19 protein-coding genes are annotated in these 20,860 nt (G+C 71.1%); 8 read left to right on the top strand and 11 right to left on the bottom strand.

The window, feature by feature from the left end; all coding sequences use genetic code 11:
• Genes ABLE68_RS03755 through ABLE68_RS03725 form a run of 7 tightly spaced genes read right to left on the bottom strand, consistent with a single transcriptional unit; the run spans position 1 to position 5,765 of the window.
• Positions 1 to 420, bottom strand: a complete 420-nt coding sequence (locus tag ABLE68_RS03755; protein ID WP_348869874.1) for a ScoMcrA-related endonuclease — start codon at positions 418 to 420, stop codon at positions 1 to 3.
• 42 nt (positions 421 to 462) lie between these two features.
• The gene (locus ABLE68_RS03750; protein ID WP_348869873.1) at positions 463 to 1,506 is read right to left on the bottom strand and encodes a zinc-dependent alcohol dehydrogenase family protein; all 1,044 of its coding nucleotides are present in this window, start codon (positions 1,504 to 1,506) and stop codon (positions 463 to 465) included.
• Positions 1,507 to 1,512: 6 nt separating this feature from the next.
• Entirely contained in the window at positions 1,513 to 1,977 is a 465-nt protein-coding gene (locus ABLE68_RS03745; protein WP_348869872.1) for an SRPBCC family protein, read from the bottom strand.
• A 19-nt stretch (positions 1,978 to 1,996) separates the two neighbouring features.
• Positions 1,997 to 3,103: an NAD(P)/FAD-dependent oxidoreductase gene (locus tag ABLE68_RS03740; RefSeq protein WP_348869871.1), complete on the bottom strand. Its 1,107-nt coding sequence runs from the start codon at positions 3,101 to 3,103 to the stop codon at positions 1,997 to 1,999.
• Positions 3,100 to 3,969 carry a DUF1295 domain-containing protein gene (locus tag ABLE68_RS03735; RefSeq protein ID WP_348869870.1) on the bottom strand — a complete coding sequence of 290 codons (870 nt, stop codon included), beginning with the start codon at positions 3,967 to 3,969 and terminating at the stop codon, positions 3,100 to 3,102. Before ABLE68_RS03735 ends, ABLE68_RS03740 begins: the two co-directional genes overlap by 4 nt.
• Positions 3,970 to 4,004: 35 nt before the next feature.
• Entirely contained in the window at positions 4,005 to 4,430 is a 426-nt protein-coding gene (locus tag ABLE68_RS03730; protein ID WP_348869869.1) for a DoxX family protein, read from the bottom strand.
• A 30-nt stretch (positions 4,431 to 4,460) separates the two neighbouring features.
• Positions 4,461 to 5,765 carry a phospholipase D-like domain-containing protein gene (locus ABLE68_RS03725; RefSeq protein WP_348873226.1) on the bottom strand — a complete coding sequence of 435 codons (1,305 nt, stop codon included), beginning with the start codon at positions 5,763 to 5,765 and terminating at the stop codon, positions 4,461 to 4,463.
• A gap of 143 nt (positions 5,766 to 5,908) precedes the next feature.
• On the opposite strand from ABLE68_RS03725, the gene ABLE68_RS03720 reads away from it, so the two are divergent.
• The gene (locus ABLE68_RS03720) at positions 5,909 to 7,075 is read left to right on the top strand and encodes a fatty acid desaturase family protein (RefSeq protein WP_348869868.1); all 1,167 of its coding nucleotides are present in this window, start codon (positions 5,909 to 5,911) and stop codon (positions 7,073 to 7,075) included.
• On the opposite strand, the gene ABLE68_RS03715 is transcribed toward ABLE68_RS03720, so the two are convergent.
• Together ABLE68_RS03715 and ABLE68_RS03710 are read right to left on the bottom strand one after the other, a co-directional pair.
• On the bottom strand, positions 7,050 to 8,060 hold the full coding sequence (locus ABLE68_RS03715; RefSeq protein WP_348869867.1) for a glycosyltransferase family 2 protein: 1,011 nt from the start codon (positions 8,058 to 8,060) through the stop codon (positions 7,050 to 7,052). The genes ABLE68_RS03720 and ABLE68_RS03715 overlap by 26 nt on opposite strands.
• A 64-nt stretch (positions 8,061 to 8,124) precedes the next feature.
• Positions 8,125 to 9,165 (bottom strand): glycosyltransferase family 4 protein, encoded by a 1,041-nt coding sequence (locus ABLE68_RS03710; protein WP_348869866.1) that lies wholly within the window; start codon positions 9,163 to 9,165, stop codon positions 8,125 to 8,127.
• Between the two features lie 78 nt (positions 9,166 to 9,243).
• Here ABLE68_RS03710 and ABLE68_RS03705 point away from each other — a divergent pair, with 78 nt between their 5' ends.
• From ABLE68_RS03705 to ABLE68_RS03680, 6 genes are read left to right on the top strand one after another with little or no spacing between them, the layout of a single operon-like run.
• Positions 9,244 to 9,687: a hypothetical protein gene (locus ABLE68_RS03705; protein ID WP_348869865.1), complete on the top strand. Its 444-nt coding sequence runs from the start codon at positions 9,244 to 9,246 to the stop codon at positions 9,685 to 9,687.
• Positions 9,684 to 10,751: a glycosyltransferase family 4 protein gene (locus ABLE68_RS03700; protein WP_348869863.1), complete on the top strand. Its 1,068-nt coding sequence runs from the start codon at positions 9,684 to 9,686 to the stop codon at positions 10,749 to 10,751. Before ABLE68_RS03705 ends, ABLE68_RS03700 begins: the two co-directional genes overlap by 4 nt.
• Positions 10,748 to 11,584, top strand: a complete 837-nt coding sequence (locus ABLE68_RS03695; protein WP_348869862.1) for a lysophospholipid acyltransferase family protein — start codon at positions 10,748 to 10,750, stop codon at positions 11,582 to 11,584. The genes ABLE68_RS03700 and ABLE68_RS03695 overlap by 4 nt, the downstream gene beginning before the upstream one ends.
• A complete protein-coding gene (locus ABLE68_RS03690; protein WP_348869861.1) occupies positions 11,581 to 13,989 on the top strand; it encodes a DUF2206 domain-containing protein in 2,409 nt (802 codons plus the stop codon). Before ABLE68_RS03695 ends, ABLE68_RS03690 begins: the two co-directional genes overlap by 4 nt.
• Positions 13,986 to 15,290, top strand: coding sequence for a lipopolysaccharide biosynthesis protein (locus tag ABLE68_RS03685; protein ID WP_348869859.1), 1,305 nt, complete (start codon positions 13,986 to 13,988; stop codon positions 15,288 to 15,290). Before ABLE68_RS03690 ends, ABLE68_RS03685 begins: the two co-directional genes overlap by 4 nt.
• The gene (locus tag ABLE68_RS03680) at positions 15,287 to 16,444 is read left to right on the top strand and encodes a CDP-glycerol glycerophosphotransferase family protein (RefSeq protein WP_348869858.1); all 1,158 of its coding nucleotides are present in this window, start codon (positions 15,287 to 15,289) and stop codon (positions 16,442 to 16,444) included. Before ABLE68_RS03685 ends, ABLE68_RS03680 begins: the two co-directional genes overlap by 4 nt.
• Here ABLE68_RS03680 and ABLE68_RS03675 read toward each other — a convergent pair.
• Positions 16,404 to 17,519, bottom strand: coding sequence for an acyltransferase family protein (locus ABLE68_RS03675; RefSeq protein WP_348869856.1), 1,116 nt, complete (start codon positions 17,517 to 17,519; stop codon positions 16,404 to 16,406). The genes ABLE68_RS03680 and ABLE68_RS03675 overlap by 41 nt on opposite strands.
• Positions 17,520 to 17,604: 85 nt before the next feature.
• On the opposite strand from ABLE68_RS03675, the gene ABLE68_RS03670 reads away from it, so the two are divergent.
• A complete protein-coding gene (locus tag ABLE68_RS03670; protein WP_348869855.1) occupies positions 17,605 to 19,386 on the top strand; it encodes a fibronectin type III domain-containing protein in 1,782 nt (593 codons plus the stop codon).
• Here the strand turns inward: ABLE68_RS03670 and ABLE68_RS03665 are convergent.
• Complete coding sequence (locus tag ABLE68_RS03665) at positions 19,370 to 20,830, bottom strand: MFS transporter (RefSeq protein WP_348869853.1); 1,461 nt, start codon at positions 20,828 to 20,830, stop codon at positions 19,370 to 19,372. The genes ABLE68_RS03670 and ABLE68_RS03665 overlap by 17 nt on opposite strands.
• Between the last annotated feature and the right edge of the window lie 30 nt (positions 20,831 to 20,860).

Here is a 20,860-nt window from a genome sequence, read left to right as displayed (position 1 = left end):
TCAGTCGCAGTTGTCGCAGACGCCGTTGGCCGAGAGCGCGAGGAAGCAGGTCGGGCAGACGGCGACAACCGGCTCGATCCCGTTGGTACGGCGCTGGTTGGGGATGCTCGTGGTCGCGACGGCCGTGGCGGTCTCGGCCTTCTCCGGCGAGAGCACGTCGAACTCGAGGTCGCGCAGCACCTTGGCGGCCCGCGTCTTGGTGCTCGACACCTCGTCAGCGGTGGCCGGCGTGCCCGTGGCCTGGCCGACGGCAGCCGCGACGATGGCCTTGGGGTCGTAGCTGTGCTCGCCGTGACGGAGCACGTAGCCGCGCGACGCGGTGAAGCCGTAGCGGTCCAGGAAGGCGTCCTGCCCGAGCTCGTCGTACTCGTGGATGGCAGCGAGCACGTGCGGACGAGTGACTGCTGACCAGAGGACCATGTGTCCACAGTAGGTCGGCGGTCGCACTTTGCCGCATTCGCCTCAGTCGTCGGGCCCGAGACGTACGACGGTGACACCGGCCGCCGCGGCCGGCTGGCTCATCCGGGCGAGCGCCGCGCCGGCCTCGTGAAGCCCGATGACCGACCCGACCAGCAGGCGGGGCTGGACGGCACCGGAGGCGACCAGGTCGAGCATCGGCGGGTAGTCGCGGGCCGCCATCCCGTGGGAGCCGTGGATCGACAGCTCCTTCGCGACGACCGGACCCATCGGCAGCGGAGGCGTGGCGTGCGGCCCGAGCAGGAGGCCGATCTGGACGTGGCGGCCACGGGGGCGCAAGCAGGAGACGGACGCGACGGCGGTCTCCGTCGACCCGACGGCGTCGATCGACGCGTGGGCTCCGCCGCCGGTGGCGGCGACGATCCGCTCGGCCGCACCGGGTCCGCCCTCGATCAGGATCTCGGCGCCGAGCTCCCCGGCGCGCTGCAGCGCTGCAGAGGACACGTCCACCGCGACAATGCGAGCGCCGAGGGCGGCCGCGATCATGACCGCGGAGAGGCCGGCGCCGCCGCAGCCGTGCACGGCGACCCAGTCGCCGGGGCGAAGCTGCGCGTGGGCGGTGAGCGCGCGGTACGACGTCGCGAACCTGCAGCCCAGGGCAGCCGCGCTGACGAAGTCCAGCTCGTCGGGCAGGGTGACGACGTTGAGGTCGGCGGCCGGGACGACGACCAGCTCGGCAAACGATCCCGGTCGGGTGAAGCCCGGCTGCGACTGGTCGGGGCAGACCTGGGCGTCGCCTGCGAGGCAGTAGGCGCAGCGGCCGCAACCGCAGACGAACGGAGCAGTGACCCGCTCGCCGACCACGTGTCCGGTCACCTGGCGACCGGCGGCGACGACCACCCCGGCGAACTCGTGCCCGGGGACCTGCGGCAGCGGCACCGGGTCGTGCCCCTGCCAGGCGTGCCAGTCGGAGCGGCAGACACCGGTCGCGCGCACCTCGACGACGACGCCGCCGTCCGGACACACGGGGTCGGGGACCTCGAGGAGGTACGGCGTCGCGCCGTACGCGTCGTACTGCACTGCCTGCACGTCAGCTCACGCCTTCTCGAAGTGGGCACGGATGCTCGCCAGCATGGCGGTGTGGGCCTTGACCGCCTCACGGGTGGTGAAGCCGGCGAGCGGACGTGGCGCGGAGATCCGGATCCGCTCGGTGAGGCGGGTTCCGGCGTCGACAGGATCGAAGCTGACCGTGCCGCGAAGGCTCACGCTCGGGGACTGGTCGGCCTCGGTCAGCACGTCGCCGTGTGGAGGCACCTGCCACGCCGCGACGTACGCCGTCCGGAAGGACACCGGCCCGAGCTTCAGCCGGTCCACGACGCGGTAGGTCTGCCGGTAGCCGCCGTCCGCGAGGTCCTCGCGGGACAGCTCCTTCACCGAGACGATCAGCGGGTGCACGACCTGGAGGCTGTCGAGGTCGACGTAGAAGTCGCGGACGGCGTCCGGTGGTGCGGGCACGACCTCCGTCACCGTGCGCTCGGACTCGGCGATCCACCAGCTCATGCGCGCACCCTAGTGGTGGTCAGCGGCGCCGTACGCCGCCGTAGATCCCGCGGCGGACGATCAGGGGCTGGAGGATCGTCTGGATCGACCAGCCCGGGAAGCGGAAGGCCTGGCCGGAGGGGGCGAAGACCTCGAGGCCGTTGGGCTGGAAGCCCAGGACCGACCCCCACCGGCGCTTGGGTGCCTTGAACTCCTTCAGCGGGCGACCGGCGAGGTGGGCCCGGATGTTGGCGGCGAGCAGCTTGTCCGCGCGGTTGCGGGCGGTCGAGCGCAGCGGGTCGGTCGCGGCGACGTCGCCGATGGCGAAGACGTCGTCGTGGCCGACGACCCGGAGGTCGGGCGAGACCCGGACGAAGCCGTCGTCGTCGAGGATCGAGGCGGGCAGCCAGCTCGTGTTGGGCCGGACCCGGCCGATCGCCCAGACCGTGGCGTCGGCGGGAGACGCGGGTTGACCGGTCGACCACTCGACCGGCTCGGAGGTGATCCGGTCGCAGTCGAAGTCGGGGGGTACGACGGCGCGGTGACCGTCGTGCAGCTTCACCCCGCGCTCGGTGAGCCGTCCTTCGACCTTCTCCCACACGCGCCGGTGGTGCTGGGGGAGGGCGCGCTCTCCGGGGAAGTAGAGGTCGACCTGCTTGTCGGGCCAGGTGCCCGCCAGGTTGGCGGCGGTGTTGATCGCGGCCGCGCCACCACCGACCACGTTGATCGAGCTCGCCGCGGCGAGCTGGTCGTGCGCCGCCTGGATGCCGGCGTCGACCTCGGCCGTCGACTGGAGATCGGGGCGCCGCCAGAAGCCGTTGGTGACTCCGGTCGAGATCACGAGCACGTCGTACGCCTCGGTGCTCGTCGACCCGTCGGGCAGCTCGACCGAGACCGTGCGGGCCGCGAGGTCGAGCCCGGTCAGGGTGCCGTGCACGGTGCGGGCGCGGGAGAGCCGGCGGTAGCGGTCGAAGCCGATGTAGTAGTCGCGGGCCCACGCGTCGGGGCGAGCCAGCCGGGTGCCGAGCTCCTGGCCGCTGACGAGCGCCGGCTTGGTCGACACACCGACGACGTCGACCTTGCGGGCGAGGTGGATGGCGGTCAGGAGGCCGCTGTCGCCGAGCCCGGCGATCAGGACCTTCGTCATCGCGGCGGCCGGGGGAGCAGCATCGGGACCCGGTCGATGACGTCCTGGTAGGTCGGGCGCCGCTCGAGGCTGCGCTTCTCCATCATCGGGATGCTCGCGGACACGAAGAGCAGGATCATCGCGAGCGCGCCGAGGAAGACGAGCCACCAGTCGGAGGGCGAGGCGGCGAGGCCGAAGATGCCCAGGGACACCCAGAAGAGGATCTCGCCGAGGTAGTTGGGGTGCCGCGACCAGCCCCAGAGACCCTGGTCCATCGCCTGTCCGGGCTGCTTGGTGCGTGCGAAGCGGTACATCTGGAGGTCGGCGAAGAACTCGAGCGCCACCGCGCCGAGGCCGACCACGACAGCGACCACGTCGAGCCAGCCGACGTCGCGGCCGGTGCGGGTCACCGCGACGTACGCCGGGACCAGGCCGAGGAAGACCTGGTACGTCGGGATCAGGTGGATGCCGAAGAGGTCGACGACAGGCTCCGCAGCGCCCTTGCCCTCCTTGAGCATCGGGTAGCGCCAGTCCTCGTGCGGGAAGCCCGGGAACGCGTAGACCCAGTTGCCGGTCAGGCGGATCGCCCACACCAGGATCACGCCGATCACCAGCCAGGACCGGACGTCGTTGGTGTCCGGCGTGCTCTCGCTCCACCAGTAGATCGCCAGCAGCGGCGGCAGCACGCTCCACCACGCGTCGTAGAAGCTGGAGTTGTGGTGCGCCCGGCTGAAGGCGAAGATCACCAGCGTCGCGAGCGTGTCAGCGATCAGGCCGTCCAGCCACAGGTGGGCCGTGTCGGGCCCGGCGTACAACCACGCCGCTCCGACGGCGATCGCCAGGACGTAGCAGACACCGACGCGCGTCACTGACGCCCACTTGCTCATGGCGGGACGGTACTAGAACAAGTTCCAGTTCGGGATCAATCCCGCCCGGGACGGTCCCGCCACGCGCCGGTCGCCCAGAGTGCCCAGAGCACCAGGACGGGCTGGAAGAAGAGCCGGATGAACCGCTTCTGGTCGGTGTCGAGGCCGAAGGCGTCGGTGTGCTCGGCGTACTGCGCGATGTTGCCGGGGAAGATCGCGACGAAGAACGCCGCGACGACCAGGCCGACCGGCACGCGGCCGCGCGCGAAGCCGATCAACGCGGCGCCGAGCGAGATCTCGACGATGCCGGAGACCAGGACGACGGGGTCGTCGTCGACGGGGAACCAGTCGGGGACCTGCGCCACGAACTCGTCGCGGGCGAAGGTCAGGTGGCTGACACCGGCGAAGACGAGGATCCCGCCGAGCAGGATCCGTGCGATCGATCGGGGGCGCGAGGTGGGCGGCGCGTCGAGGAGGGACATGCCCCCGACCCTAGGGCCAGCCCCGAGCGGTCAGTCGTCTTCCCAGTGCTCGCCGGAGAACGACAGCGGCCCGGTCGGAGCCGTCCGCGCCGTCCGTGTCGTCGACCCGGGACACAGGGGCTTCGCCGGGTGGAAGCCGCCCGAGCCGCCGCCGACGGGCCGGGACCGCTTGGTCCAGATGTGCTCGAAGTTGCGGTTCCACTGGTTGACGAGGTGCTTGCCGCTGGCCCGCAGGACGATCTCGTCGCCGACGACACCCGAGTGCGTCCAGTTGCTGGAGCCGGTGTAGACCCGCGACACGGCGCGGTCGTCGCCGAAGTGGCCGGAGATCGTCATGTACTTCTGGTGGCTGTACATGTCGACCTCGTGGAGCGGGTCGCAGTCCATGTCGTAGCCGTTGGCGTGCCGTCGGATCTCGCCACGGGGGGTCTTCATCCCGATGACCTTCTTCATGCCCGAACCCGCCAGCGCCCACATCACCTTCACGTTGCAGCCGGCGGCGTACAGGTGCCGGAGCTTGCGCGCGATGTAGGTGCCGCGGTCGCCGTTCCACGAGTGCATCGACACCCGGATCTTCGTGCGGCCGTTGATGCCGGTCCCGCCCGTGGCGCCGTGGCACTGGACCTGGTCGAGCACCTGCATGATCGGGTCGTTCTTCGAGGTCGTGCGCGGGTGCGGGTAGACCAGGAGCTTGAAGGTCCCGACCTCCTTGTGCCAGTAGAGGGGGTGAGCCCTCTTGTCCTTCTTCAGCTGCCCGAAGAGCTTGAGGAACTGTCCGTAGAGCTCGGGGACGTCGTTCTTGACCAGCAGGTCGTTGAACTGGTGGACCGTGGCGTTCCTGGTGAGGTTGTGCGAGCCGGTCATGACCACGTTGCGCGCGGCGCCGGTGTGCTCGAAGAGGTAGACCTTGTCGTGCAGGACGCCCTGGTTGCTCCGGCACCCCGTCTTGCAGGTGTAGTCCCAGCTCTTCTTCTGGCGGTTGGTGCCCAGGGCGCGCTTGAGCATCATCATCGCCTTGGTGACCTGGTGGTCGTTGTGCAGCACCTGCACGCGGACGCCGCGCTTGTGGGCGTCGATCAGCGCCTGCGCGACGTTGGTCCGGTCGAAGGAGTAGACGGCGATCCGGATGTAGGAGCCCTTCTTGGCGTGCCGGATCGCGCCGACGATCTGCCGCTCGATGTGGAACTTCTGGTCCGTGGTTCCCCACGGGTCGTTGAAGAACCCACCGGTGGTCGGTCGCCATGGCTTCTGCGCGGCGGTCTCCGCCGGCGCGGCGGTCGGGACCGCCAGCAGCGATCCGATGAGCGCGAACGCGCACACCGCACCCAGGAACATCGATTTCACACAAGCACCCTTCGAGTCTCGAGCCTCGAACGTCGCCGACCATAACAACCTGCTGGTTGCAGCCCGAGTCCGGCCGACCAGACGGGCCGCGCCGATTCGTCTCGAGTGAGGTGAGGCAGGGCACACTGAAGGGCATGACCGCGACGCTGGAGCTCAGCCTCCCCGCCCACCACGGGCTGACTCCCGACGAGGTCGAGCTGCTCGGCCAGGAGCTCGACGCCATCCGCCAGGACGTCCTCGACACCCGTGGCGCCCGCGACGCGGCGTACATCCGGCGCCTCGTGCTGGCTCACAGGCTCCTCGAGATCGGCAGCCGTGCGGTCCTCCTCAACAGCCGGCGCAAGAGCGCCTGGCTGGTGGGTACGGCGGGCCTCACCATGGCCAAGATCCTCGACAACATGGAGATCGGCCACAACGTCCTCCACGGCCAGTGGGACTGGATGCGCGACCCGAAGATCCACTCGAGCACCTGGGACTGGGACCACGCGTCGCCCGCGCGTCAGTGGCAGCGGGCCCACAACGACCGCCACCACGTGAACACCAACATCGTCGGCATGGACAACGACCTCGGCTACGGGATCATGCGCGTCGACGAGTCCCAGGAGTGGACGCCGCGCCACCTCGTGCAGCCGGTGTGGAACTTCGCGACGGCCTGCATCTTCGAGTACGGCATCGCGATGTTCGACCTCGACCTCGGCGACCACCTCCGCGACAAGCGCCAGATGTCGCCGGAGAAGAAGGTGGAGGTCAAGGAGACCCTCACCAAGATCCGCAAGCTCGCCGTCAAGGACTACGTGATCCACCCGGCGCTGTCCGGTCCGTCGTGGCGCTCGACGATGGCGGCCAACGCGACGGCCAACCTGGTCCGCAACCTGTGGAGCCACTCGATCATCATGTGCGGCCACTTCCCCGAGGGGGTGTCGACCTTCGAGCAGCCGGTGCTGGACGAGAAGGAGACCAAGGGGGAGTGGTACGTGCGGCAGATGCTCGGCTCGGCCAACATCTCCGGCTCCCGCTTCCTGCACCTGATGGCGGGCAACCTCTCGCACCAGATCGAGCACCACATCTTCCCGGACCTGCCGAGCAACCGCTACATCGAGATCGCCCCGAAGGTGCGTGAGGTCTTCGCGAAGTTCGACCTCGCCTACAACTCGCGTCCGTTGGTCAAGCAGGTCGCGAGCGCGTGGCACAAGGTCGTGCGGCTCTCGCTGCCCAACGGGTGGCTGGCCGAGACCAACCGCAAGAACCTGGTGCCGCAGCTGCGCCAGCTGGTGGCTAAGCCGACCGCGGCACCGGGATGACCGGAGCGGCCGACGGCAGGTGCTCGGGGTCGCGCACGTAGGTGCCGCGGACCGCGGGGTAGCGCATGTAGGACAGGCGGCTGGCCTCGTGGCGTGACTTGCGCATCCCGTCGAGGACCAGCCCGACGAGCAGGCACAGCGTCGCGATGACGACGAGGAACGACGCCACGAAGAGCGTGGGCAGCCGCGGCACCATGCCGGACTGCAGGTAGGTGATGCCGACCGGCAGCGCGAGCAGGCCCGCCACGGTGGCGAGCAGCCCGGCGAGCAGGCCGAAGAAGTAGATGGGCCGCTCGTGACGGGTGAGGGTGAGGATCACGGAGAGGATCCGCCAGCCGTCGCGGTAGGTGCGCAGCTTGGACTCGCTGCCCTCGGCGCGGTCGCGGAAGTCGACCTCCATCGATGCGGTCGGGATCCGCAGCGCCATCGAGTGGACGGTCAGCTCGGTCTCGATCTCGAACTCGCGCGAGACGGCCGGGAAGCTCTTCACGTAGCGGCGGGAGAAGACGCGGTAGCCGCTGAGCATGTCGCCCATGCTGTCGCCGAAGATGCTGGCGACGATCCGGTTGAGGGCCTTGTTTCCGAGCTCGTGGGCCGGGCGGTAGGCCGACTCCTCCAGTCCGTCGACCTCGCGGCGGACGCCGACCACCTGGTCGAGGTTCTCGGCGACGAGCCGCTCGACCATGGCCGGTGCGGCCGCGGCGTCGTAGGTGTCGTCGCCGTCGATGATCAGGTAGATGTCGGCGTCGATGTCGGCGAAGGCGCGGCGTACGACGTTGCCCTTGCCCTTCATCGGCTCGGAGCACACGATCGCGCCGGCGTCACGAGCCCGCTCGACGGTCCGGTCGGTGCTGGCGTTGTCGTAGACGTAGACGGTGATGCCGGGCATGCTCGCCTGCAGGTCGGTGACGACCTTCGCGACCGCCACCTCCTCGTTGTGGCAGGGGACGATGGCCGCGATGCGGTAGCGCGTAGCCAGGGACATGCCGTGCAAACGCCGCCCCTGCCGCCGGGGTTACGGATGAGTTTGGAACTTGTTCCACTCCCGTTCAGACGTCTAGTACGGCGAGGTACGTCTTCTCCAGCTGGTCGACGTGGGCGTCCCAGGAGAACGCCGACGTCACGAACCGGTGGCCCTCCTCGCCGATCCGTCGCATCGCGTCCTGGTCGGCGACCAGCTGCCGCAGCGCTGCGGGGAGTTCGCCGCCCGCCATGTCGACGAACCGCACGCCTGGGCCGACGGTCCACGCGGAGTGGAGCGCGGGGTCGTCGTTGAGCAGCACCGGCAGGCCGCTGGCCATGGCCTCGAGCACCGTCAGCGGGCACTCGCCGACCGACGCGATCACCATCACGTCGGCACCGGCGTACACCTCGGGCATCTCGGCGGCCGGCACCGAGCCGAGGAAGTGGAGTCGTGGGTCGTCGACGCCGGGCGGCCGGTAGCCGCCGGCGAAGACGATGTCGTAGTCGTCGCCCGCGGCCGCGGCCACGAGGTGGAAGCCCTTCTTGGGCACGAACCGACCGACGAACAGCGCGACCGGCCGCTCCCGCGGTTCGTGCGGGCGTGGGTGAAAGGCCTCGGTGTCGACGCCGTTGCCCAGCACCTCGACCTTCTCCGGGTCGGGCAGGCCCGCGGCGATGTGGTCGTCGATCGGCAGCACCACCCGGGCGCCGCGCAGGACCAGCCGGCCGAACGTCGCGAGCACGGCGCCCTGCACCAGCCGCACCAGTGCGGAGGAGTGGTGCACGAAGCCGACGTGGCGGTGGACGACGTACGGCGTGCGCAGGGCGAGGCACCACAGGGCGGCGACCCAGCTGGAGATGTAGAGCACGTCGTGGATGTGCACGATGTCGGCGCGGCGCACCTCCCGGCCGAGGACCGGCACCAGGCGTGGGGAGAAGATCGGGAACGGTACGCCGAAGCGCTCCTCGAGCCCGTTCCACGCCGGGACGTCGGCGCTGCTCACGGTCGTGACCTGCCAGCCCCGGGCCCGCAGTCCCCGGGTCTCGGCGTCGACGACCGTTTCCAGTCCTCCGATGTGGGGCAGCACCTGGTGAGCGACGTGCAGCACGCGGTCTGGACGGGTCACGGCTCGGAGTATGCCGTCGCGTAACCAGCGCTACACCCCTGCGTTGTCTGGGGTGTCGTCCTGGGAGGGAGGAACGCCGTGGCATCGACCGATGAAGCGCGCCCGCGCTGGTTCCAGCGTGTGCTGCCCGTGACCGCGCTGGCGGTCGCCCTCGTCGCGCTCGCGGCGCTGGTCGTCCCGGGCTTCCGCGACCAGGTCGCGCTCTCGGCGAGCCACCAGCCCGAGCCCTACGTCGAGCTCTACTTCGCCCGCGCCGCCGACGGCACCCAGCTGGTCTGTACCAGCCACCAGGGCTCCGCCGACGTCCGCTTCGCGATCGCGAGCCACCTCGACGACGCCCGCAGGATCGCCTACGTCGTCACGGTCGACGGTGCGACCCGCAAGGGCACGAGGTCGGTCGAGCCGGGCAGGACCGCCGTCGTGCACAAGACCCTCGACCGCCAGGGCGCCTACGACGTCTCCGTCCTGCTCCCCGCGAGCGGGGACGAGCTGAGCGCTCACTGCGCCGGGGGCCACCGATGAAGGTGGCGATCGTGACCCCGCGCTTCCCGCCCGACGCCGGCGGCGTCGAGGAGTACGCCGCGTGGGTCGCCCGGACCCTGGTCGACGCCGGTCACGAGGTCGTCGTGATCTCCACCGGTGACACCGCCAGCCGCACGACGTACGACGGGATCCCGGTGATCCGGCTGCGCACCTGGCTGACCCTCTCCAACACCCCGGTCAACCCCCGGTGGTGGCGACAGCTGCGCCGGCTCCTCGTCGAGCTCGACGTCGACGTGGTCAACGCCCATGCGCCGGTCCCCGGGCTGGCCGACCTCGCCGCCCTCACCTCGCGCGTGCCGGTGGTGCTGACCTACCACTCCGGCTCCCTGGTCAAGGGCGACTCCCGCGTCGACCCGCTGCTGCGCGCCTACGAGCGCCACGTCCTGCCGCGCGTCTTCGACCGCTGCGCGAGGCTGGTCGCGGTCTCACCCGTCGCGCTCTCCCACGCCACCGGCCGCGCCGACCTGATCCCTCCGGGCGTCGACGGCGAGCTCTTCACGCCGCCGACGAGCGGCGCCCCGCGCGAGCGTCGGGTGCTGTACGTCGGACGGGTCGAGCGCACCTCGCGCTGGAAGGGCCTGCAGGTGCTGGTCGACGCACTGCCGCGACTGCGCGAGCTGGTCCCCGACGCGGGCCTCGAGATCATCGGTGACGGCGACGACGTCGAGACCCTGCAGAAGCGAGCCGCCGACCTCGGGGTCGCCGACCTCGTCACGTGGCACGGCCGGGTCGACCACGACCGGCTGACGGCCCACTACCAGCGCGTGGGCGTCACGGTCCTGCCGTCACTCACCGAGTCGGAGTCGTTCGGCATGACCCTGGCCGAGGCGATGGCCTGCGGCTGCCCGGTGGTCGGGTCCGACGTCGGAGGGATCCCGTTCGTGGTGGGTGACGACGGGCGTCTCGTGCGACCGGGCGACCCGGACGCGCTCGCCGCGACGCTCGCCGCCGCGCTGCTCGACCCGATCGTCCCGACGGCCCGCTGGGACTGGTCCCAACGCGTCGACGACACACTTCGCGTCCTCACGGAGGTGGCCTCATGAACCTGGCACAGCTCGTCGCCGCTCTCCGCCGGCGGATCCCGACCTTCGCGATCCCGCTGCTGGTCGCCGTACGCGCCCGCATCGCGTGGTCGCGCAGCGCCGTACGCGCCGACGCCCGGGCGCAGATGGAGTTCCTGCTCGAGCACACCCGGCCCGACGCCGACCTCGACGCGGTGGCCCGCGACTACGTGCGCTACCAGGTGCGTCGCGGCGAGCTCCGCTGGCACCCCGAGCTGATCACCCACCTCCGGGTCGAGGGCATCGAGCGGCTCGTCGAGGCGCGCGACCAGGGTCGCGGCGTGATGCTCAACTTCGTCCACCACGGCTACTACGACGGCGCGTTCGCCTCGCTCGGCCGCCACGGCATCGCGTGCCGGATGGTCGTCTACCCCTACATGCTCGAGCCCGACGCCCCGGTCTGGCTCAAGCAGCACATGGCCGTCGCCTGTGCCGGTGGCGGCACCGCCGTCAACGCGGCCATCGGCACGGCGGGGCTGACCGAGCTGCTGCAGAGCGGCGAGGTGGTCGCGATCGCGTCCGACGTCCCGGGACGTACGCCGATGCGGTTCGCCGGCCGCGACGTCCTCGGCTCGTTCGGCGCCGCTCGGCTCGCGACCGACACCAACTCGCCGGTGGTCGTGATGACCACGGAGGAGGGCCCCGAAGGCCCCGTCGCCCGGCTGCACGGGCCGTTCGAGCCGAAGGACTTCTCGTCGCCGAAGGAGCTCCTCGAGGCGCTCCTGGTGATCCACGAGGCACGCCAGGTCGAGGAGCCCGAGGCGACCGACCTCCCGCTCTCCCGCTGGGGGAGCGTCTCGGTGGAGGTCGCATGACGCTCGCCTTCCAGCCCTCGGTCGAGGAGCCGCTCGACCAGCCCGCCCACCTGGGTGAGCCGGTCCGACGGCTGCCGCGGCTGCCGCGTGCCTCGCGCCCGCTGCTCGTCGCGGTCCTGGTGCTCGCGGCGGCGCAGGCCGTCGTCGCCCTCGACGTCGACCTGCCGGTGGTGCGACCGGCGATCGCGCTGGTCACGTTCCTGGCCCTCCCGACGCTGGTCCTCTACCGCCGGTCGTCGATGGTGGCGGACACCGCTCCGGCCCGCTTCTCCTACGCCCTCGGCATCAGCCTGCTCGGCCTGCTCGTGGGCGGCCTCGTCCTCGACACCGTGCTGCCGTGGGTCGGCATCGACCGACCGCTCGCACCGGCGCCGCTCGCGGTCACCTGGTTCCTGGTCGACCTCGCCCTGCTCGCGTGGCGGCAGTCGGTCCCGCTGGTCGGGCCGAGCGCCGTGCGGACGGCGTGGCGACGCGCGGTCGACGCACGGATCGAGCTCGCGCCCGCCCTCGGCTCGCTCGCGCTGGTGCTGGCGGTCCTCGGCGCCGTACGCCTCAACAACGACGCCGGCGGCGGGGTCGCCCTGGTCGCCGAGCTGCTCGCGGCCGGCGCTCTGCTGGCGATCCTCCTCGGTCGTACGCCGAGGCTCGGCCGCGACGTGCTGACCCTCGGCCTGGTGTCCGGCAGCCTCCTGCTCGCGACGTCGGTGCGCGGCTGGAACATCACCGGCCACGACATCCAGGCGGAGTTCCTCGCCTTCCGGCTGACCAACGACGCGCAGAACTGGGACATGAGCGCGTTGCCCAGCGCCTACAACGCCTGCCTGTCCGTCACCATCCTGCCGACCGTGCTGGTCCAGGCGACCGGGCTGACCGGTGAGCTGGTCTTCAAGGTCCTGCTCCAGCTGGTCTTCGCGACCGTTCCGGTGCTGACCTTCCTCTTCTCCCGCCGCTTCGTGTCGCGCCAGCTCGCCCTGGTCGCCGCGATCTTCACGATGGCGTTCCCGACGTTCTTCACCGACATGCCCTACCTCGTCCGCCAGGAGATCGCGTTCTTCTTCCTGGCGCTGATGCTGCTGGCGGCGACGGAGCCGCACCGCACGAAGGTCCGGTCCCGGCTGGTGGTGGTCACCTTCGGGCTCGGTGTCGTGCTGTCCCACTACTCGACGACCTACGTGCTGCTGATGGCGATGGTCGCCGCGCTGGTCGGCATGGGGCTCCTCGGTCTCGTACGCCGCGTCCGCCACCGGGCCGCTCCGGACGGGCCGCACACCCCGCTGGTGCTCCTGCACCCGCTGGTCGTCGTCGGGCTGGTCGCCGCGACCCTGGCGTGGGCTGGTCCCATCACCGGCACCGGCGGCCACGCGCGCGAGGTCTTCTCCGAGACGCTCGACGCGCTGACCGGGCAGGGCGTCGACGGGCCGAGCTCCTCGGACGCGTCGTACTGGATCTTCTCCGGCGACCAGACCACGCCGCGCGAGCGGATGGACCTGTTCGTGAAGGAGACGATCGCCTACCGCGACGCGAAGATCCCCGAGAACCAGCGCGTCGTCCCCGATCCGGGCCGGGCCGAGCTGAGCCCCACGCTCCACGACCAGGAGACCGCCGCGCCGACGGCGATCGGCGACGCCTTCGACTCCGTCGGGCTCGACCCGGTGCACGTCAACAACGCCCTCAAGCTCGGGTGCGCGCTGGTGATGCAGGCCTTCGCGCTGCTCGGCCTGGTCTGGATGATCCGCCGCCGCGGCGGCCGGATGCCGCGCGAGCTCGCGTTCCTCAGCTGCGGTGCGATGGCCGCGCTCGGGCTGATCGTGCTGGTCCCGAACCTGTCGGTCGACTACGGCGTGCTGCGCGCCTTCCAGCAGACGCTGCTGGTGATCGCGCCCGTGATGGCGATGGGCATGTGGGTCGCGTTGCGCCCGGTCGCGACGCGGTTGAAGAGTCCCCGGGTCGCGATCGCGCTCGCGACCGTCATCCCGGTGGGGCTCTTCCTCGCCCTGACCGGTCTGCTGCCGGCTGCGCTCGGTGGTCAGCAGGAGCGGATCGCCTTCGCCAACGCCGGCACCTACTACGACCGGCTCTACGCGTCCGACATCGAGGACGACGGGATGCACTGGCTCGCCTCGATCGACCACGCCGACAAGTCCAACGAGCGGATCATCGCCAACCGCAACGTCAACGTGCGGATGCTCGCGCTCAGCGGCAACCGCGCGCCGGTCTCGGACCGCCTCTACCCCACGCTGCTGTCGAAGGACGCCTACGTCTTCGTCGACAGCCAGATCCTCCACGAGGGCGTCTCGACGGTGTTCTACACCGGCGACCTGCTGACCTACGACTACCCGCTCCAGGACCTCGACAGGCACCTGGACCTCGTCTACAGCTCGCCCGACGCCCGGGTCTACCGATGAGCACCATCGCGACCAAGGTCGCCGCCGTACGCCGCGACCCGCTGCTGATGAACTCGGCACTGATGTTCGCCACCACCCTGCTCATGGCGGGCGGGGGCGCGGTCTTCTGGGTGATCGCCGCTCGCCTCGCCGACCCCGGCGACGTCGGCCTCGCGGGCTCGCTGGTCGCGGCCGGTGACTCGCTCGCCCTCTTCGCCCAGCTCGGCCTCAACATCGCGATCCTGCGCACGATGCCGACCAGCAGCCGCAAGGCCGCCGACGTCCTCACCGCGTCGCTGGCGGTTGTCACCGCCGGGGTCGGCTTCGCGCTCGTCTACGCGGTGCTCCTGCCGTGGACCTCGCCCCGCCTGGCGGACGTCCTGCACTCGCCGGCCACCGTCGTGGTCTTCTGCGTGCTGGTCGCCGCGACCGGGCTCAACGTGCTCTCCGACGCGATCTTCCTGGCGATCAACCGGGTCTGGTCCTACCTGCGCCTCAACGGGATCCTGATGGGCGTCGTGAAGTGCGCCCTGCCCTTCGCGCTCGCGGGGGCCGGCGTGCTCGATGCCCTCGGTCTCTACGCGTGCGTCGGCGGCGCGATCCTCGTCTGCGCGGTGGCGAGCGTGGTGGTGATCCTGCGCCACGTGCCCGGTCGTCGCTCGCTCTCACCGTCGCCCGAGCTGCGTGCGAGCCGGGGCTTCGCCGCCGCCGGCTACGTCACCTACGTGCTCACGGTGCTGCCGCTGCTGGTCTTCCCGCTGATCGTGATCAACGCGCTCGGCCCGGCCCAGGGCGGCGCCTACTTCATCAGCTTCCAGGTCGTCACCCTCCTGCACGCGGTGGTCCTCGCGGTCGCCAGCTCGGCGTACGCCGAGGCCGAGCGCGCCGAGCACCACCGCCACCGGGTGGTCCGCAAGGGCGGTCTGACGCTGCTCGTCTGCTCGGTCGCCGGCTGCCTCGCGATGATGGTCGCGGCGCCGTACTTCCTGGCGATCTTCGGCCCGCACTACGTCGACAGCGGCACGGCCACGTTGCGCGTCCTCGCGCTCGCGACCGTCGGCGCGGCCTTCAACTACTGGTCCGCGATGCGCCTGCGGCTCGCCAGCCACCTGAGCGCGATGATCCTGGTGCAGCTCGTCAGCACGGTCGTGATGCTGGTGCTGGCGGTCGTGCTCGCGCCGTACGGCACGGTCTGGGTGGCCGCGGCCTGGGGCATCGGCCACGTGGTCGGCGGTCTGCTCGGCTTCGTGGTCACCTCGACGTTCCTGAGGTTCCCGGACGACGCGCCCGCGGTCGTCGAGAGGGAGCTCGTCGCGCCATGAGAAATCTCGTCCTGGACGTCGTCCTCGGCACCCTGCGCGTCACGCTCCGGGTGCTCTCGCTCGTCGTGCCGCAGACCCGGTCTGTCGTCGTGACCGCGAGCCCCGAGACCGAGGGCAACGGCATCGAGGTCGCGCGGGCGCTGGTGCGTCGGTACGCCGGCCGTGTGGTCTGGCTGCGCGACGGAGGTCCCCTCCCCGAGCAGGTGCGCGCGCTCGCCGACCAGGGCCTGGTCGTGCTGCCGAAGGCGAGTCTCGCGGGACTGTGGGCCTACCTGCGTGCGGAGTCGGTGCTCTTCACGCATGGTCTCTACGGAAGCCCGAAGCCCTGTGCCCGCAAGCCGATCGTCAACATCTGGCACGGCGACGGCCCCAAGGACATCCGCCCCGACCGCAACGTCGGTGCGCCCATCGCGAGCACCTACCTGGTGGGCAGCACGCCGCTCTTCTCGCAGTTCCAGGCGTCGGCCCTGGGGGTGCCGGCCGACCGGGTGCTGGTGACCGGCAACCCGCGCACCGACCAGTTCTGGCACCCGGTCGAGCCGGACCGCCTCGCTGCCCTGGGCATCACCGGCGACTTCGTGCTGTGGATGCCGACCTTCCGCAAGCCGCGCGCCGTCGGCGCCGTCCGGGTGCGGGCCGACCACGTGGCCACCGACTCCGGCCACAAGGACCTCGACGTGCTGCTCGACGCACTCGCGGCGCGCGGCCTGCAGCTGGTGGTGAAGCCGCACCCGATGGACGCCGACCGCCGGCAGTGGTCGGCGGCCGTGACCGTGGACGAGGACGACCTGGTGTCCGCCGGCGTGAGCCTCTACTCGCTGCTCGGCGCCTCGTCCGGTCTGGTCACCGACTACTCCAGCGTCTGGGTCGACTACCTGCTGCTGGACCGCCCGATCGCGTTCGTCGTCCCCGACCGGCGCTCCTACGACCGGGCGCTCTACCCGGCCGACATCCTCGACTGGGTGCCGGGCGAGGTCGTCGACCCGCAGGACCGGCCGTTCGCGATGTTCCTCGACGACCTCGACGGCCGGTGCCGTGAGGGCTCCGCCTTCCGCCAGGCGGTGTCGCGCCGGATCGGCCTCCACCGGTCGTCGACCGCGGCCGACGACCTGGTCACGGAACTCGTGAAGCTGGGCGTGCTGAGCTCGGGCTGACTCCGGGGCTGAGGACGTCGCCCCGCGGCCGCAGGAACGGCCGCTCGAGGAAGCGGTAGCTGAGCACGGTGAGCGTGATGGCCGCCGCCACGGCGACCACCCCGAGGACGGGCTTCGGCACGCCCCCCGGAGCGTCCTGGAGCAGCAGGAACGGCACGATGTGCCACAGGTAGAGGCTGTAGCTGTAGCGGCCGACGCTCGCGAGCCAGCGGTGGCTGAGCAGCCGCGTCACCGCACCGCCCGGGTTCCCGTAGCCGGTGTGGATCAGCACCACGGTCGCGGCGACGGCGATCGGGACGCCGACGAGGCGGTAACCCGCCTCCTTGCCGTCCGGTCCGAACGCGACGTACGCCGCGAGGAGGACCAGGGCGAGCACGGCTGCCGCGGTCGCGTGGCGAGCGGGGCGGGTGGGCCGCCGGCCGGCAGCGAACGACAGGGCCAGGGCGGCGCCGACGAGCAGCTCGCCGGAGCGCTCGAGCGGACCGAAGTAGAACCAGTTGGTGCTCAGCGGGAGCGAGACGGCGTACGTCGCCGCTGCGACCACGAGGCTGGCGACGGCGAGCCGCCCCGCGCTCCAGCCGCGGCGACGGGCAGCCAGGACCGCGACCGGCCAGAGCAGGTAGAAGGACCACTCGACGGCCAACGACCAGGTCTGGCCGAAGGGCTGGAGCCCGGGGAGCCACAGGCTGCCGTGCTGCTGGGCCGCCCAGACAGCCGAGGTCTGCGTGAGCACGATGACGCCGCGCTCGGCGACCTCGACCGGCCCGACCGGTGCCCACGGCACGAGCGCGTAGAGGACGACGCCACCGACCACGAGCCCGATCAGGGCGGGGTAGAGCCGGATCGCCCGGCGGCGTACGAACTCGACCCAGGCGGCCGCTGACGAGCCCTCGACGCGGGTGCGCCACAGCATCGTGGTGATGATGAAGCCACTGAGCACGAAGAACACGTCGACACCGACGGACCCGCCGTGGAAGAAGGGCGTGTACCAGCTGAACCAGTGCAGCATCAGGACGGCGCCGATCGCGACGGCACGGATGCCGTCCAGGTAGTCGAACCGACCGGTCCCAGGCACGTCCGCGTAACGATTCCAGGAGGAGGGGGTTATGCCCTCTGTGCGGCGACGACGGAGTGGTCTGGCCCTGTTGACGTGTGCCCTCGTGGCGGGACTCGGCGGGGTGCTGGTCCCTGCCCCGTCGAACGCCGCCGCACCGGACATCACGCCGCTCCCGGCGATCTCGTCCGACTCGGTCGTCGACAGCTACGGCGTCGGCATCCACCTCAACTTCCTGGACACGCCGTACGCCGACGCCGACGCGGTCGCCGCCAAGCTCAGCGACCTCGGGGTCCGGCACGTGCGCGACGACCTCTTCCTCAACAGCCCACGGCAGTACGCCGCGATCAGAACCGTCGCCGACCAGGGCATCGGGTTCGACCTGATCATGGGCCGACCGGACAGCGGCGCCACCCCGGCCGACTACGTGAGGACGGTGGCCGACCAGCTGCCGGCCGGTGCGGTCGAGAGCATCGAGGGCGTCAACGAGTGGGACCTCTTCGGGGGCGACAACTGGGTCGCCGAGATGACCGACTGGCAGAAGCAGCTCTACGCGGCGGCGCGAGCCAGCTCCGCGACCAGCGGGCTGCCGCTGCTGGCACCCTCGCTGGCTTTCCGGCAGAACTACGCGAGCGTCCCCGACCTCTCGGCCTACTCCGACCTCGCCAACGCCCACATGTATCCCGGCGGGTTCCTGCCCTCCAACGAGATCACCCGGATCACCCAGGCGCTGCGGGGGATGATCCCGACGAAGCCGCTGATCACGACCGAGGCGGGCTACCACAACGCGCTGAACTCGGACAACGGCCACCGCGCCGTCCCCGAGGACGTGGCCGGCGTCTACCTGCCGCGGCTGCTGCTCGAGCACGTCCGCCGCGGCGAGAAGCGGGTCTACAGCTACGAGCTGATCGACGAGTTCACCGACCCGGGCCTCACCAACCCCGAGGCGAACTTCGGGCTGCTCCACCACGACCTGACGCCGAAGCCGGCGTACACCTCGATGCAGCGGCTGCTCGCGCTGATGGCCGACCCGGGTCCGGAGATCACCCCGGGGAGCCTCGCGGTCGCGGCCGACGGCTTCCCCAGCGACGGCCGCTACGTGCTCACCCAGAAGCGCGACGGCTCGTTCGTGCTGCTGATGTGGCGCGACGTGTCGATCTACGACCCCACCACGCAGCAGCCCGTGGCGGTCACGCCGAAGGACGTCACGCTGCGGCTGGCCGATCCGGCTCAGCTCAAGGTCTACCGGCCCTCCGACAGCGGCGACCCGGTGGGCGGGACGACGACCGGGACGTCGCTGCCGCTCAAGCTCGACGGCGAGGTCACGGCGATCGCCATCGACCCGGTGCGTCCGGTGCCGCCGCCGGCTCCCGCCGACGTCCGCGTACGCCGCGGCAACGGCAGCGCCACGGTCACCTGGGACCTGCCCCAGACGTCCGCGGCCGTGACCGGCTTCGAGGTCCTGCGCAGCGGGGGCGTGCCGCAGCGGGTGCCGGCCGAGGCCCGGTCGTTCACCGACACGGGCCTGGTCAACGGCGCCACCTACTCCTACACCGTGCGGACGCTCACCGACGACGGCTCGTCGGTGGCGGTCTCGTCTCCCGATGTCGTGCCGGCGACCGTGCCGACCCGCCCCGGAGCCCCGACGATCAAGGCGGGCCGCGCGCGGGTGACCGTCGGCTGGCGGGACTCGCTGCCGCAGGGCAGCGCGGTCACGGCCTACCGGCTCGTCTACCTCGGGCGCACGGTGACGGTCGGCGCGGGCGCCAACCGGGCCACGATCAAGCACCTGCGGGCCGGCAAGAAGATCCGGGTCGGCATCCAGGCGCGCAACGCCGTCGGGTGGGGCCCGACGGCGTACACGAGGGCCGTCAGGCCGAAGGGCTGAGGGCTTCCTCGTCGGCCTCTGCCTCGGCCTCGGCCTGGGGGCCGGGGACGACGTGGGTCGCGGCCCGGACCACCGGCACGAAGATCGCGACGACAGCGGCGGCGACCGCGCTGATCGTCAGCACCGTGAAGCCGTGGGTGTAGCCCGCCTCGTGGGGGAGTCCGTCGGCGCGCATGTTGCTCGTCACCACGGTCGCGATCACGGCGCTGCCGATCGCGCCACCGATGGTGCGGATGTTGGCGTTCATGCCGCTGGCGACGCCGGTCTGGGTCTGCGGGACGGCCGCGACGACCAGGTTGGACATCGCGGCGAACGCGAAGCCGAACCCGAAGCCGAGGATCGTCGTCTCGAGGACCACCATGCCGAGCGAGCCGTGGGCGACGACCAGGCCGAGGGTACCGAGCGCGGTGAGCCAGGCGCCCAGGATGAGCAGCACCTTGGACCCGAAGCGGGCGGCGAGCCGGCCCGAGAAGACGCCGGCGACGAACGTCGCGACCGTCTGCGGCAGCAGCAGCAGCCCGGACTCGGTGACCGAGGCGCCGAAGCCGTAGCCGGTGAACTCGGGGGTCTGCAGGAACTGGGGGAGGAAGGCGAACATCGAGTACATGCCGATGCCGAACAGCAGCGCGACCAGGTTGACGGTCCAGACGGTCGGGATGCGCATCATGTTCATGTCGATCAGCGGCTGGTCGCTGCGCGCCTCGGCGATGATCCAGACGGGCAGCAGGATCGCGGCGGCGATCAGCAGGCCGATGACCTTGCTGGAGCTCCAGCCCCAGACGTGGCCCTGGCTCACGGCGAGCAGCAGCGCGACCAGCCAGGCGGACAGCAGCAGCGCCGTACCGACGTTGATCTTGCCGGGGGTGCGCTCGGGCGACTCGGGCACGTAGACCGCGGCCGCGACGGCGGCGATGACCGTCATGATCATCGGGATCCAGAAGAGCCAGTGGTAGCTCAGCGCATCGACCAGCGGGCCGGCGATGACCAGGCCGACGCCGCCGCCGACGGCGAGCAGCGCGGCCGACGTACCGACGGCTCCGGCGACCTTGTCGCGGGGGAACTCGTCGCGGATGATCCCGAAGGTCAGCGGCAGCACGCCGCCGCCGACACCCTGGATGGCGCGAGCGGCGATCAGGACACCGATGGTCGGGGCCAGGGCGGCCAGCAGCGAGCCGACCGCGAGGGCGGCCATCGCGACGACGAGCATCCGCTCCTTGCCGACCTTGTCGCCGATGCGACCGATGATCGGCGTGAAGACGGAGGCGGAGAGCAGGTAGGCCGTCAGCACCCAGGTGACGGTCGCCTGGTCGGTGTCGAGGGCGGCCTCGATGGTCGGGAGGACCGGGTTGACCATCGACTGCAGGAGCGAGAAGGACGCGACGCCCAGGCAGAGCACCACGAAGGTGACGCGGTAGTCGGTACGGCGCTCGGTGGCGGCGGTCATCAGGCTCCTCGAGAGTCATGCTGTTCTGGG

Source organism: Nocardioides pollutisoli (genome assembly GCF_040045055.1).
Lineage (GTDB): Bacteria > Actinomycetota > Actinomycetes > Propionibacteriales > Nocardioidaceae > Nocardioides > Nocardioides tweenelious.
This window is presented reverse-complemented; position numbering and strand designations above follow the sequence as displayed.